The organism is Actinomadura sp. WMMA1423 (genome assembly GCF_006547145.1).
Classification (GTDB): domain Bacteria; phylum Actinomycetota; class Actinomycetes; order Streptosporangiales; family Streptosporangiaceae; genus Spirillospora.
Genome location: NZ_CP041244.1, coordinates 5,015,180 through 5,027,681 on the forward strand (window position 1 = coordinate 5,015,180; position 12,502 = coordinate 5,027,681).

The window sequence follows — 12,502 nt, forward strand, 5'->3', positions numbered from 1 at the left end:
GTCTGGTCATCGGGCGTAGGCGCTGGAGCGTGAAGGTGGTACGAGATCTGCGCGGCCTACGTGGGGCGATGGCCGCCGGCCAGGCCGGTTTCGTGAGCCCAGACTGCTATCTCGACTCGGTTTCGGAGCTGGAGCCGGGCGTGGATGCCGGCGAGGTGGCCTTTCACCGTGCCGACGGAGATATGCAGCTCGTGGGCGATCTCGGCGTTGGACATGCCGGTGGCGACCAGGCGGGCGACGTCGCGTTCCCGGCTGGTGAGGACGTCCGGTCCGGGTCGGCGCGGGGTTCTGGCCGCGGCGGTCAGGTGCCGCAGCAACCGGACCGTCACCTGGGGGCTGATCAGGGTGTCGCCGGCCATCGCCGCCCGGATCGCCTCGATCATGAGGTTCGGTCCGGACCGTTTGAGCAGGAAGCCGGAGGCTCCGTGGCGCAGCGCGGCGTACACGTAGTCGTCGAGGTCGAAGGTGGTGACCACGACGACCCGGACGGGGTGGGCGACATGCGGGCCGGCCAGTTCGCGGGTGAGCTGCAGCCCGTCCATGCCGGGCATGCGGACGTCGGCGAGGACGACGTCGGGACGGAGGTGCCGGGCGAGCTCGAGCGCGGTGGTCCCGTCGGCGGCCTCGCCGACCACGGTCATGTCCGGCTGGGCGTCGAGGATCAGCCTGAACGCCGTCCGGATGCCCTCCTGGTCGTCGACCAGCACGATCCTCGTCGCCGTCATGATCCGCCCGTCGCGCCGTGGTCCTGGCGAGGACGCAACGGCAGCCGGGCGCGCAGTCGCCAGTCGGCGCCGTGCGGTCCGGCCTCGACCCGGCCGCCTATGGCCGCGGCGGCCGCGGCCAGCCCGGGCAGGCCGCGTCCGGCCGGCGCACTCCGGGGCGGCGCCGGCGCCGTGGTGGGCAGGCGGTTGGTGACGGTGAGCGTGAGAGTGTCCGGGCCGGTGCGGGTAACGGTGACGGAGACCCGCGGGGCGGCGGGTGCATGGCGGCGAACGTTGGTGAGCGCTTCCGCAACGGTGCGGTAGGCGACCGACGAGACGTCGTCCGGAAGCGCGCCGGTGAGTGCGGGGTCGAGGTCCAGGACGGCGCGGGTCGGCCCGACGGCATCGAACCCGGCGACCAACGCGGGCAGCTCCTCCAGCCCGGCCCGCGGCACCGCCTCCGGGGTGTCGAGCATGTGCACGGTCTGGTCGAGGGTGGCCAGGGCCTGTTGCCCGGCCTGCTCGATTCGCTGGAACAGCATCGCCGCCTGTGCCGGGTCAGCGCCGACGACCTGCCCGGCCTGGGCACCGGCGACCATCTCGCTGACGCCATGAGCGACGAAGTCGTGCAGATCACGAGCGAGGCGCAGACGCTGCGCCCGGAGGGACTCGGCGGCGTGCCGCTCCCGGCGCCCGTCCTGGAAGCGGAGGTGCAGGCCCACCGCGGCGGCGGCCAGGACGGCCAGTGTCCACAGACCGCACGCACCCGCCCCGGCCGGCCACGAGGTCGGCCTGAACAGGCGCAGCACGAGCAGGGCGGTGGCCAGACCGGTCGCACCCGCGCCGAGGACCGCCGTGGTCGCCCGCCCCCGGTGTGCGAAGCGGGCCGTGAGCACTGTGAGCGCGCCGAGTTCTGTGAGCAGCGGCAGCAGCGGGACATCCCATTCCGGAGGTGCCCATCGGGGGGACCGACCGGCCGCCGTGGCGGCGGTGACGGTGATCGAGGCGGCGGCCGCGACGACCGCCGTGATGGTGCCGACGCGGTCGGTTCCACCGCGCATGACCACGGCGACCGCGACGACCGCGAGGACCGCCGAGGCCAGGCCCATCAACATCATCACGAGTTCACCCTAAACAAGCGGTGTCCGGGCTCACACCCGCCGAATGGCCGGGCAGGGGGCACGAAGCGACCTCGATCCAGCCGTTCGGCGGGTACGGCCGAAGCCGCCGCGCGGCGACGCTGGTCGCATGCGATCAAGGGCGATTACTTGGGCGGGTGCGACCGCCGGATGGTGCGCTGCCACCGCGTCGGCCGGCGTGCTGTGGGCGGCCGGCGGGCCGTGCTTCCCGCTCGGCGACGCGGACCGGGCGATCCGGATGGGTGCGATCCTGACCGGCCTGAGCCCTGTCGCGGCAGGCTCCGGCATCGCCGTGCTCGGCCTGGCCGGCGTCGCCCTGGCCGTGCTGCCGGCATGGTGGCCCCGGTTGCGGATCCTCGGGTGGGCGGCGGCGGCCGTGCTGCTCCTGGTCGTCCCCGACGGCCGGTTGCTGCTGGCCGTCGGAGAACTGCTGGTGCTGCACGGCGAACGTGTCGAGGCGGCCGCGGTGTGGCAGGCGTGGTGCACGGCGGGCGGAGTCCTGTGGGCCGGCGCCGCCCACGCCGCGGGGCGTCGGCGTGGGCGCGCCGCCGATCCGAGATGGGGGCGGAGGGTCACTCTCCTCGCCGCGGCGGCTCCGCTCGTGTACGCGGTGCCGCGCATGCTGTGGGCGCTCGGTCTGCCGTTCGGTCTGGCCCCGGAGACGGAGGCGATCGTGTCAACGCCGACCGGGCGGACCCGGGAGCTGGCCTTCGCCGCGGCGGCGGTCGTCGGCGGGATGCTGACCCTCGGCCTGATCCAGCGGTGGGGGACCCGGCTGCCGGCCTGGCTGCCGCTGCTCGGCGGCCGATGGGTGCCCCGCTGGGCGGCGACCGTCCCGGCCACGACGGTCGCCGTCATCCTGACCGGCGCCGGGGTCACCATGTGGCGGGCCTCGGCCGCGGCGGTGCTCACCGGGCGGGCGAGCGACACCGCGTTCGACGCGGCGGACTGGGCGGCATGGGCGGGGAACCTGGCCTGGCTGCCCTGGGGCGCGGCCCTCGGCCTCGCAACGTGGGCGTACCACCGTCGCCGCGCCGCACATCCCGTGCCGCCGACCCACGAGCGGGTGAGCCGGCCACACCCCGGACGCGTGATCTCCGAAGACTCCTCGGATGGCGCACGAACCGGCCCGACCGCTACGGCCTGACCGAAGGAGAAGGCGGGCGTCAGCGGCTGGTGCGTCCACGGTCAGCGGACGCGGACAGAGTGCTGTTCATCGAGACAGACACCTGACGGAGGTTCGATCATGGGTGGCACCAGCGTCACCGGAATCCGCGGCGAGCTCCACATCGACGGCCGCCGGCTCTCCTATCTGGACTTCGGTGGACCGGGCCGGCCGCTGCTGGCCCTGCACGGCCACCTCGACGAGGGCCAGAGCTGGGCACAGCTGGCCCAGGCACTGGCGCCGCAGTGGCGGGTCGTCGCGCCCGACCAGCGCGGGCACGGCGACTCCGACCGCGCCGACTCCTACACCCGCGACGACTACGTCGCCGACGCGATCGCCCTCCTGGACCACCTCGGGATCGAGCAGGCCGTGACGCTCGGCCACTCCGGCGGCGGCATCACGGCCTTCCAGGTCGCCGCCCGGCACCCCGAGCGCGTGACGGCCATCGTCAACGTCGAGGGCCCGGTCTGCGATCTCAATGACGGCCCCAGCGCCCTGTCGTTCGTCCTGTCGATGCCCTACACCGCTCCCGACCGGCAGACGCTCCTGGACGCCATCGGCCCGCTCGCCCCGATGCTCGGCGACAGGCTGCGCCCCACCGCCGACGGCGGCCGGCGTCTGCCGTTCCACCCGCAGGACACCATCACCTCGGAGGAGGGAACCCACGGCGACCACTGGGCCGACTGGACCTCCACCGGGTGCCCCGCCCTGTTCGTGCTCGGCCGCGACAGCCAGGTCATCACCCCCGAGGAAGGCCGCCGGATCGTCGCCCGCCGCGCCGACACCCGGCTCGCCGAACTCGACGGCGACCACTTCGCCCACACCACCGACCCGGACGGCTTCGCCGCCGCGGTCACAGACTTCCTCGACTCCCTCGGCTGACCGCACCGGGGATCGGCAGGGTCCTGCCGATCCCCGCTCACGGCGCGGCCCGTCCGCCGGAGTACGCCGTCCCGGACCTCGTGGTGCGCATGGGTCGCAGGGGCGGGCGGAGGGGCGGCGGGGCCGGTCCTGGTAGGGGGCTTGGCCGAGCGCATCCGCGACGATCCGGGCTAGTGTGACGGAGCGATGGGTGTGCCTCGTCCGGTCGCGTACCGAGGTGATCCGATGTGCGACCGGCCGCCGATGCCGGGCAGGTGCGCTTTACCGGAAACGGCCAACGGCACACAATGGGCCCGGTACACGCGAGAGGATCGGACAGTGGCTCGACGGTGGCGGGACGGCCCTACGGTGCAGGCGCGGCGGGTGCCGCCGGCGGACACGTCATCGTGAGCACCCGATCGCGGCCCGAGACCCGCCTGGCGGCCGCGCGGCGAGGCTCTATCGAGCCCTGAGGGCCAGTGCGGACCCGGTTGCGCGGTGGGACCCCTGGCCGCGTGAGATGGTAGCGATCACAGGAGCCGGGCAGGGAGCAGAGACAACATGTTGCAAGGTGTGCAGGCGGCCGTGGTGCTGGCCGCGAAGGACGACCCGAACACCCAGCAGTTGGCCGAATGGCTGCGCAATATCTTCGGGCCGCTGTTCCTGGTGATCGTCGGGATCGTGGCCCTGTTCTTCCTGTTCACACGGGAGATCACACGCTTCGTTCAGTTCATCGTGCTCAGCATCGTGATCGCGATCGTCTTCTACTACCCCGGGATCATCACGATGGTGGCCGGCGGCATCGTGCGGGCGCTCGGCGTCGAGGACACCGGCTGAGCCCGCGCGTCCGACACGGGCGGCACCAACACCGCCGCAGTGGCCGACGAGCTTGGTGACCTGTCTCGCCCGCGTGGCCGCGCCGTGAGCGACCGGGTCAGCGGTGGATGCCGAAGATGTGCGCGACGTGCGGGGTATCGACCAGGGTGTGGGGCGCCAGGGCGTGGTAGGCCCAGACGTGCACCCAAGCGTTTCCAGTGCGGACGGTCAGCCAGGCCTTCACCATGCCGGGGCCGAAGTAGGTGAGCAGAAGGAACGCGATCGAGATGGCCGCGTTCCGCGGGGAGCCGTACTCAGCCCAGGAGTCCCACAGGTGCAAGGCGGCGTAGGCCAGCCCGCCGAAGATCACTGTTGTCGCGACGGAGCCGGTCAGCCTGACGAAGCGCGGGATCAGGATCGCGTAGACGAACACCATCGTCGGCAGGACCGTCCCCGCCATGTAGAGGACGAAGGTGAGCGGCACGCCCAGCAGTAGCTGCCTCGCGTCGAGGGCGAAGATCTTCGGATGCAGCGCGGTGACCTGCACGGCCCCCTCGACCAGCAGCACGACGACGATCAGGCGGAGGTCTCCGCGCCGGTCGGTGGAGACCAGGTTGAGCGCCCTGGCCGGGTAGCGGCGCCAGAAGTACGCCAGCGGCACGATCGCGAAGACCACCAGGTTGTAGGCGGCCCAGGCGATGGCTTCCGACCGCTCGACGTGGTCGTCCGTCTCGGTCACCGAGCCGGCCAGATGCAGGGCGAAGGGATGCCAGCCGAACGCCCGGCCCACCGCGAACCCGAGGGCGAGCCCGCCGGCGCCGTAGGCGAGGAGGAGCAGGGTCTCCCGCAGCGCCATGGTGCGCTCGGGGGCGCGGGCAGCCAGGTCGGGTCTGGCTCGGCGCCGGGTGAGGACGAAGGCCAGGGCCATGATGAAGAAGACCTCGGCGAGCCGGATGTTGAAGTCCACCAGATAGGCGGACGTGGAGCGCTCCGCGGCGTCGTGCAGGTGAAGTGGGAGCCTCCGGTCGGCCAGGACCAGCATCAGGACGTTCGCCGACACCCACCCCAGAGCGGTCAGCAGTACGGCTCTGTTCCGAAGCAGCGATCGGGCCGGACCGCCGCCGGTCGGCGGGCCGGTGCCGGGCGGGGGTTTCGAGGGGGATTCGAGGCGCATCGGAGGTCTCCGTTCGGCGCTGACTAGCACAACTGTGCCAGTTCCCGGATAGTAGCACGACTGTGCTACTAATGGGGGATGCCTCGAACGGTGGACGGTGAGCAGCGGCGCCAGGACGTGGTCGCGGCGGTGTGGCGGGTGATCCTGCGCGACGGGCTGGACCGGGCCTCGGTTCGCAACGTGGCGAGCGAAGCCGGCCTGTCGATGGGGTCGCTGCGGCACTACTTCGCCACGCAGTCCGAGCTGCTGGCGTTCACGCTGCGCGCGATCATCGAACGGATCCAGCAGCGGATTGCCGCGCTTCCCCCCGAGCCCGACGAGCGACGCCGCGCCGAGATGGTGCTGGCCGAACTGCTGCCGATGGACGCGGAGCGCGCCGTCGAGAACCGGGTATGGCTGGCCTTCACCGCGCGCGCGATGGTCGATCCGAAGCTCGGCGCCCTGCAGAGCGAGGGGTACGCCCTCCTGCGCGAGGGCTGCCGCACCGTCGTGCGCTCGCTGGAGGTGCCCGCGTCCGCCGGGGACCGCGAGGCCGACCGGCTGCACGCCCTCGTCGACGGCCTGGCCGTCCACGCCGCGACCCATCCCGAGGTGGCCACCCCGGCCCGGATGCGCGAGGTCATCGCCGCCCACCTCGCCGAGCTCTGCCGTCCCCCGGAGGACGTCTGACCGGCCGAGGCCCTGTCCGGAGCAGCGTCGCCCCCTTGCGAACGTCAGGCTGAACCGGACGGCGCGTGGCTCGGATCCACGACGCAGAACGCGTTTCCGTCCGGGGCTGCGAGAACGACGAAGTTCGGGGCCGGTGGGCTGGCGAGTCCGGCTGCCGGCCGAGTCAGGCGATGACCGCGAGCAGGGCTGTGATGGCCGTGGTGAGTTCGGCGTCGCCGGTCGTCGTCGAGCGCTGACGAGCCTGCTGCTCGGTGATGCCCCGGGTCGCCAGGCGCCAGAAGGTGTCCTGGTCCATCGAGACGAGTGCGGTCGGCTCCCCCACGGGTCGGGCCATCCGCCACCGTGCGTCCTGCCGGACCGCGCCCCAGCGCCCACCCGCCGGGCCGAGGACCTCCAGGTGAGCCGTGGCGCCTTCGGGACGGTCGTGCATCCGCAAGGCGTGCGGCAGGCCGCGCGCGAAGACGTCCAGCACCGGAGCCATGAGTTCGGGTTCGGTGGCGCCCGGAGCCGAGACGGCGTCGCGGACCTGCTGCTGGTGGGCCCAGAACTCGGTGTAGTCGCGGCCGATGTCGAGCCAGGCGGGGCTGTCGATGTCGGTGGCGGCCCAGGAGACGTTCAGGTCGGCGGCGGCGTGGAGGTCCTGTGCCGCCCACACGGCGTCGAGGCGAGGGCCCAGATGGTCCAGCAGTTCGATCATCAGTTGCGGGCTGAGCTGGCGGGACGCCCGGACGAACTCCTCGTTGGTGCGCGCCAGATGGGCGGGGAGCGTCTCGTCGTCGGCGAAGATCGCGCCACTGTGCCCGTCGCGGCTGCCCGACAGGCGCCGCATGTAGTCGCCCAGCACATGAGCGACGACGTCACGCACGTCCCAGCCGGGGCACACCGTGGGCATGGCCCATTCGGCGGGGCCCAGGGTCCTGAGCAGGTCGAGCATGGCCTGCCGCTCGCGCGGGAACAGGGGACGGACGTCGATGGCCGGACCAAAGATCATCTCGTGACCATACTGACCCCGGTTCGATCCCTCCACGGATTTCCTGCCCGGCCCGGGCGCCGCCGGACGGCCGCGGGTCATCCGGTCACCGACTCGGAGTCGCGGTCGGGCCGGGCGGCGCTCGGGACGTCCGGAGTGGCCTCGTCGGTGAGGAAGCCGCCGGACTGGTGGTGCCAGAGACGGGCATAAGGGCCGTTGGACTCGAGGAGTTCCAGGTGGGAGCCCTCTTCGAGGACGCGGCCGCGGTCGAGGACGACCAGGCGGTCCATGCGGACGACCGTGCTCAGACGGTGCGCGACGACCAGTGCTGTGCGGTCGCGCATCAGGTGCCACAGGGCTTCCTGGACGAGGAGTTCGCTTTCGGAGTCCAGCGCGCTGGTCGCCTCGTCCAGGAGGAGGATCGGAGCGTCTCGAAGGATCGCGCGGGCCAGGGCGACGCGCTGCCGCTGACCGCCGGAGAGCTTGACGCCCCGCTCGCCGACCAGGGTGTCGAACCCGTCCGGAAGGCTCTCGACGAACTCGGTGACGTGCGCCGCCCGCGCGGCCCGGAGGACCTCGGTCTCGGTGGCGCCCGGCCGGGCGAAGGCGATGTTGTCGCGCACCGACCGGTGGAACATCGCGGGTTCCTGCGGGACGTAGGCGATGAGGTCGCGCAGGTCGCTCTGGCGCAGCCGCGCGATGTCCTGGCCGCCGACGAGGATCCGGCCGCCGTCGACGTCCATGAGACGCAGGAGCAGCCGGGAGAGGGTGGTCTTGCCGCCGCCGGACCGGCCCACCAGACCGATCTTGGCACCGCCGGGGATCTCCAGGTCCAGCCCCTCGAACAGGGGCGGGCCGTCACCGTGCGCGAACAGTACCCGCTCGAAACGGATCGAGGCGTCGACCGGACGCAGCGGCTGCGGGTCGGGCGGGTCCACGACGGTAGGCGGCTTTAGGAGCAACTCGGTGAACTGCGCGCTCTCGGTGAGCGTGCTCTCCATCCGCCGGTAGATCTGGTTGAACTCGAACATGATGCGTGTCGCGTTGCTGTAGTAGGAGAACGTCACGACGATCGCCTCGACCCCGAGCCCCCCGCGAAGTGCCACCGCGACGAGCAGGCCCAGGGCGCTGGTGATGATCGTCATCGGCGCGACGACCGTGTCGACCCGGAGGTTGGCGTAGTCCCAGGAGCGCAGTGACAGGCGGTGCTGCTCGACGGCCCGGCCGCGGAACTCGGCGGCCTCCCGCTCCTCGGCGGCGAACGCGCGGACCGTCTCCATGTTGGTCAGCACGTCGGCGACGTGGCCGGACACTCGCACCTTCGCCGCTTCGCGCTCGTCCACCAGCGCCTGCCTGCGGCGGATGAGCGGGGCGACGAGGAAGCCGGTGAAGACGATCAGCCCCACGAGGACGACGACCAGGAGCGGGTGGTACCGCCAGAGGATCACCGAGGCGAAGGACAGCGGGATCACGTTCGCCACGACCGAGAAGGTGAGGGTGTCGGCGAAGCTTTCGAAGCCGCCGGAGAAGCTCAGTATCCGTTTGGTCAGCGAACCGGCGAAGTTGTCATGGAAGAACGCGGCGTCCTTGGCGAGCAGCTCGTCCATTCCGGCGATGCCGAGCCATTCGATTCCTCGGCCGTTCACCCGGTTGAGGTAGTGCAGCCCGACTCTCCACAGCGCCTCGCCCAGCAACATCATTCCGGCGAATCCGAGAACGTAGGGCAGAAGGGCGGCGAGGCCGCTTTCCCCGCCCCCGGCCAGGTGCCCTACCAGGGCGGCCACCAGCAGCGGCGTCAGGTAGTACAGGCAGGTGTTACCGAATGCCGGTAAAGTCATCGCCGGAAGCGAGATGCGCCACTGGCGGCGAAGTACACCGCAGTAATAGCGCAGGGCCAGCAGAACCGCCCGCTGCCGGGCCGACTGATCACCCTCGGACCCACCCGGTAATTTCGACACAGCCACCCGCCCTCCACGCCGCCGCCCTCCCATGCTGCCCCAGACGCCCCAGCCGAGGCGAACGCATTTCGCAAATGATCAGAGCCGGCGGACGCGGAGAACGGAGGGCGATCATCTTTCGGTGCACTCCGCGCGCGGGGCCGGTTCAGGGTGGCCGGGTAGGTCACCCGTGCCCGGGGTGCAACCGCGCTGCCCGCTCGCGGAGGGTTCTCTTGTCGATCTTGTTGACCTTGGAGCGCGGCAGGTCGCGGACCCACACCAGTCGTTCCGGCCACTTGTACTTCGCGACGCCCAGGCCGTCGAGATGTTCCTGGATCCGCCGCAGGGGCAGTTCGGGGCCGTCGGCGACGAGGAAGGCGCAGGCACGCTCACCCAGCCGGGTGTCGGGCATGGCGACCAGCGCGGCCTGGGCTATCCCGGGATGGTGGAGCAGGAGCAGTTCGACACCCTCCGCGTTGATCTTCTCCCCGCCTCGGTTGATCAGGTCCTTGATCCGGCCGTCGATCGAGACGCAGCGCCGGCCGTCGATGACCCGCACCGAGGCGAGGTCCCCGGTGCGGTAGAAGCCGTCGGAGGTGAAGGCGTTGGCGTTGTGCGCCGGCGCGTCGTAGTAGCCGGGGATGGTGTAGGGGCCGCGGCAGCAGAGTTCGCCGGTCACGCCGTCGGGGACGGGGTCCTCGGTGCCGGGCTCCAGGATCACGAACTCGTCCAGGGGCGACAGCTTCTCGCTCACGGTCAGCAGGCGCGACTCGCGCGACGAGCCCGGCACCGTGACCGCGAAGAAGCCCTCGGCCATGCCGAACAGCTGGCCCGGCCAGACACCGAGCCGCTCGATGTGCTCGAACAGCCGCGGCGGGACCTTCGTACCGGACAGGACGGCGCGCCTCAGCGTGGGGGCCAGTGCCGCGACGCCCCGCTCGGCGACGGCCTGGAAGTGGCCGTGCCCGATGATCAGATCGGTGACCCCCTCCTCGGCCAGCAGCGGAAGGGACTGCTCCGGGTTCGGCGTGCCGAGGATCAGGCGGGCGCCGACGCTGTGCGCGGCATGCAGGCCGCAGACGATCCCGGCGTTGTGGATGATCGGGATGATGTGCCCGACCCGGCTGGTGGCGTCCCATTCCAGGCATCGGGCGTAGGCGGCGGCGTTGTACCAGTACTCGGCGTGCCGGCGCGGGATCACCTTGGGAACGCCGGTGGTGCCGCCGGAGAGCTGGAAGACCGCGACGGCGCCCGGGTCGAGCCCGCTCTGGATCCGTTCGACCAGGCGGCGGGCCCCGACCGGATCGGTGTCCGCGCCGAGGTCCTCCAGCCGCACGCTGCCGGACCGGACCTCCGCCGCGCCCGCGGTGATGACGTACCGCTGCGCGGGCGAGTCGCGCCGCAACTCGTCCGCCAAGGCGACCAGGTCGAACTTGTCCGCCGCGTCCACCTCGACGAGGTGGGCGCGCGCGCCGGTGCGGGCGGCGATCTGGTGCAGTTCGTGCCTGCGGTGCTGCGCGAGCGTCGCCACCGGGACGAGTCCGGCCTTCAGCGCGCCGTACCACGCCACGATCGTGTGGAGCCGGTTGGTGACCTGGAAGAGCACCGGGTCGCCGGGCCGCAGCCCCGCGGCGTGCAGGCATCTTGTCTGGTGGCGATTTCGCCCAGGTGGGTGGCCGTGACCGGTTGCCTCGGTACCGTAGATCAAGAAGGAGCACAAACAAGATTCTCTAATCGAGGAGTTCTCGCATGTCCGAGATCACCAACCCCAACTCGCCTCTCAACACCGACGCTCCGGCACGTGCGATCCGGATCTCTGTCCTGGACCACCTGAGGGCTCGCCTGGTCTTCGCCAAGCACCACTACGGCTACTACCTCGACGCCCGAAAGGCCGGTGCCACCCACGCGGAGGCGTTGGAGGCCCACGCCAACGGCATGTACTTGTGGGATTACGCCAACGCCCGCAAGGCCGGCGCCACCCACGCGGAGGTGCTGGAGGCTCGCGCCGATGGTGTCGGCGTCGGGCACTATGCCATGGCGCGAGAGGCCGGTGCGACCCACGCGGAGGCACTGGAGGCTCACACCAACGGGGTCAACGTGGCGCGCTACGCCGACGCGCGGGGCCTCGCCGCCATCTTCAGGGCGCGGCCCGCAGAGTGCGACAGCGCTTCCCACGCGGAGGCGTTGGAGGCGCACGATCGCGGCATCGACCTGAAGCGCTACGCCATAGCGCGGAAGGAACACCACGCCTCCCATGAGGTCGTCCTGTTCGGTCACGCCAGCGGGATCGACGTGGCCGACTACGCCCACGCCCTGAAGGCTGGCGCCACCCACGCGGAGGTGCTGGAAATCCAGGCCGAGGGCATCGCCTTGCGCTGGTACGCCGAGGCGCGCGGCAACAGCTTCTACCCCGCGTCTCACGCGGAGGTGCTGGAGGCGTGCGCCGAGGGCATCGAGGTGTGGGACTACCGGTCCGCGCGGGCCTGGGGGGCCACGCACGCGCAGGTGCTGGAGGCCCACGCCAAGGGCATCGACGTGGGTGAGTACGCGACTGCGCGTTCTGCCTTCGCCTCGCACGCGGAGGTGTTGGACGCCCACGCCAAGGGCGTCGACCTGGCCGAATACTGCCACGTGCGCCACTACGAGTACTCGTACCCGCACGAAGAGGCCCTGGAGGTCTGCCTCAAGGGCATCCCCTCGGGGAATTACACCTCGGAGAGGCGCGCGCGTCGCGACGCCACTCACGCCGAGGTGGTCGAAGCGCTGCTGGCCTCCGCCGACCGCGGGGACTGGGAAGACTGACGGAGCCACATCCTGGCTCTGCCGCACCCCACCCACCGTCTTCGATGCGAAGGGTGTGCGTTCAACGATCGCGGGTGCCCCAGACACGCGCGAGGAACTGCACCAGGCCGGCCTGCCCCTCATGGGGTAGGCCGGTTTCCCTTTACAGCAGGTGGCTGCTGCCTGTGGCCGCTACTGCCTCTTCCTCCCTGCTGGGGTTCGGCTGAGGTTCGACGGTAGGAGGAGTCCGGAGGCGATAGCGCCGGGACAGGAAAACGGGGGCTGG

Annotated in this window: 11 protein-coding genes; 5 read left to right on the forward strand and 6 right to left on the reverse strand. The window is 71.5% G+C overall.

Going from position 1 to position 12,502, the window contains the following annotated elements:
• Positions 1-56 precede the first annotated feature (56 nt).
• Positions 57-725 (reverse strand): response regulator transcription factor, encoded by a 669-nt coding sequence (locus FKD65_RS23160; protein WP_141579474.1) that lies wholly within the window; start codon positions 723-725, stop codon positions 57-59.
• On the reverse strand, positions 722-1,822 hold the full coding sequence (locus FKD65_RS23165; RefSeq protein WP_240810349.1) for a sensor histidine kinase: 1,101 nt from the start codon (positions 1,820-1,822) through the stop codon (positions 722-724). Before FKD65_RS23165 ends, FKD65_RS23160 begins: the two co-directional genes overlap by 4 nt.
• 199 nt (positions 1,823-2,021) lie before the next feature.
• On the opposite strand from FKD65_RS23165, the gene FKD65_RS23170 reads away from it, so the two are divergent.
• The 3 genes from FKD65_RS23170 to FKD65_RS23180 all read left to right on the forward strand — a co-directional run bounded on the left by FKD65_RS23170 (position 2,022) and on the right by FKD65_RS23180 (position 4,706).
• Positions 2,022-2,990: a hypothetical protein gene (locus FKD65_RS23170; protein WP_141579476.1), complete on the forward strand. Its 969-nt coding sequence runs from the start codon at positions 2,022-2,024 to the stop codon at positions 2,988-2,990.
• Between the two features lie 99 nt (positions 2,991-3,089).
• A complete protein-coding gene (locus tag FKD65_RS23175; RefSeq protein WP_141579477.1) occupies positions 3,090-3,890 on the forward strand; it encodes an alpha/beta fold hydrolase in 801 nt (266 codons plus the stop codon).
• A gap of 540 nt (positions 3,891-4,430) precedes the next feature.
• Positions 4,431-4,706, forward strand: a complete 276-nt coding sequence (locus FKD65_RS23180; RefSeq protein WP_141579478.1) for a hypothetical protein — start codon at positions 4,431-4,433, stop codon at positions 4,704-4,706.
• A gap of 97 nt (positions 4,707-4,803) precedes the next feature.
• Here the strand turns inward: FKD65_RS23180 and FKD65_RS23185 are convergent, their stop codons facing one another.
• Entirely contained in the window at positions 4,804-5,859 is a 1,056-nt protein-coding gene (locus FKD65_RS23185; RefSeq protein ID WP_205718226.1) for a hypothetical protein, read from the reverse strand.
• Positions 5,860-5,937: 78 nt separating this feature from the next.
• On the opposite strand from FKD65_RS23185, the gene FKD65_RS23190 reads away from it, so the two are divergent.
• Positions 5,938-6,528, forward strand: a complete 591-nt coding sequence (locus tag FKD65_RS23190) for a TetR/AcrR family transcriptional regulator (RefSeq protein ID WP_141579479.1) — start codon at positions 5,938-5,940, stop codon at positions 6,526-6,528.
• Between the two features lie 163 nt (positions 6,529-6,691).
• Here the strand turns inward: FKD65_RS23190 and FKD65_RS23200 are convergent, their stop codons facing one another.
• The 3 genes from FKD65_RS23200 to FKD65_RS23210 all read right to left on the reverse strand — a co-directional run bounded on the left by FKD65_RS23200 (position 6,692) and on the right by FKD65_RS23210 (position 11,155).
• Positions 6,692-7,519 (reverse strand): maleylpyruvate isomerase family mycothiol-dependent enzyme, encoded by an 828-nt coding sequence (locus FKD65_RS23200; RefSeq protein ID WP_141579480.1) that lies wholly within the window; start codon positions 7,517-7,519, stop codon positions 6,692-6,694.
• Between the two features lie 77 nt (positions 7,520-7,596).
• Entirely contained in the window at positions 7,597-9,336 is a 1,740-nt protein-coding gene (locus FKD65_RS23205; protein WP_240809556.1) for an ABC transporter ATP-binding protein, read from the reverse strand.
• Positions 9,337-9,619: 283 nt separating this feature from the next.
• Positions 9,620-11,155, reverse strand: a complete 1,536-nt coding sequence (locus FKD65_RS23210) for an AMP-binding protein (RefSeq protein ID WP_368367129.1) — start codon at positions 11,153-11,155, stop codon at positions 9,620-9,622.
• A gap of 29 nt (positions 11,156-11,184) precedes the next feature.
• Here FKD65_RS23210 and FKD65_RS23215 point away from each other — a divergent pair, with 29 nt between their 5' ends.
• Positions 11,185-12,237, forward strand: a complete 1,053-nt coding sequence (locus FKD65_RS23215) for a hypothetical protein (protein WP_141579483.1) — start codon at positions 11,185-11,187, stop codon at positions 12,235-12,237.
• Positions 12,238-12,502: the final 265 nt, after the last annotated feature.

Coding starts and splice junctions, on each gene's coding strand:
- FKD65_RS23160 (WP_141579474.1), bottom strand. CDS start 725: ATGACGGCGACGAGGATCGTGCTGGTCGACGACCAGGAGGGCATCCGG.
- FKD65_RS23165 (WP_240810349.1), bottom strand. CDS start 1,822: ATGATGTTGATGGGCCTGGCCTCGGCGGTCCTCGCGGTCGTCGCGGTC.
- FKD65_RS23175 (WP_141579477.1), top strand. CDS start 3,090: ATGGGTGGCACCAGCGTCACCGGAATCCGCGGCGAGCTCCACATCGAC.
- FKD65_RS23180 (WP_141579478.1), top strand. CDS start 4,431: ATGTTGCAAGGTGTGCAGGCGGCCGTGGTGCTGGCCGCGAAGGACGAC.
- FKD65_RS23185 (WP_205718226.1), bottom strand. CDS start 5,859: ATGCGCCTCGAATCCCCCTCGAAACCCCCGCCCGGCACCGGCCCGCCG.
- FKD65_RS23190 (WP_141579479.1), top strand. CDS start 5,938: ATGCCTCGAACGGTGGACGGTGAGCAGCGGCGCCAGGACGTGGTCGCG.
- FKD65_RS23200 (WP_141579480.1), bottom strand. CDS start 7,519: ATGATCTTTGGTCCGGCCATCGACGTCCGTCCCCTGTTCCCGCGCGAG.
- FKD65_RS23205 (WP_240809556.1), bottom strand. CDS start 9,336: ATGACTTTACCGGCATTCGGTAACACCTGCCTGTACTACCTGACGCCG.
- FKD65_RS23215 (WP_141579483.1), top strand. CDS start 11,185: ATGTCCGAGATCACCAACCCCAACTCGCCTCTCAACACCGACGCTCCG.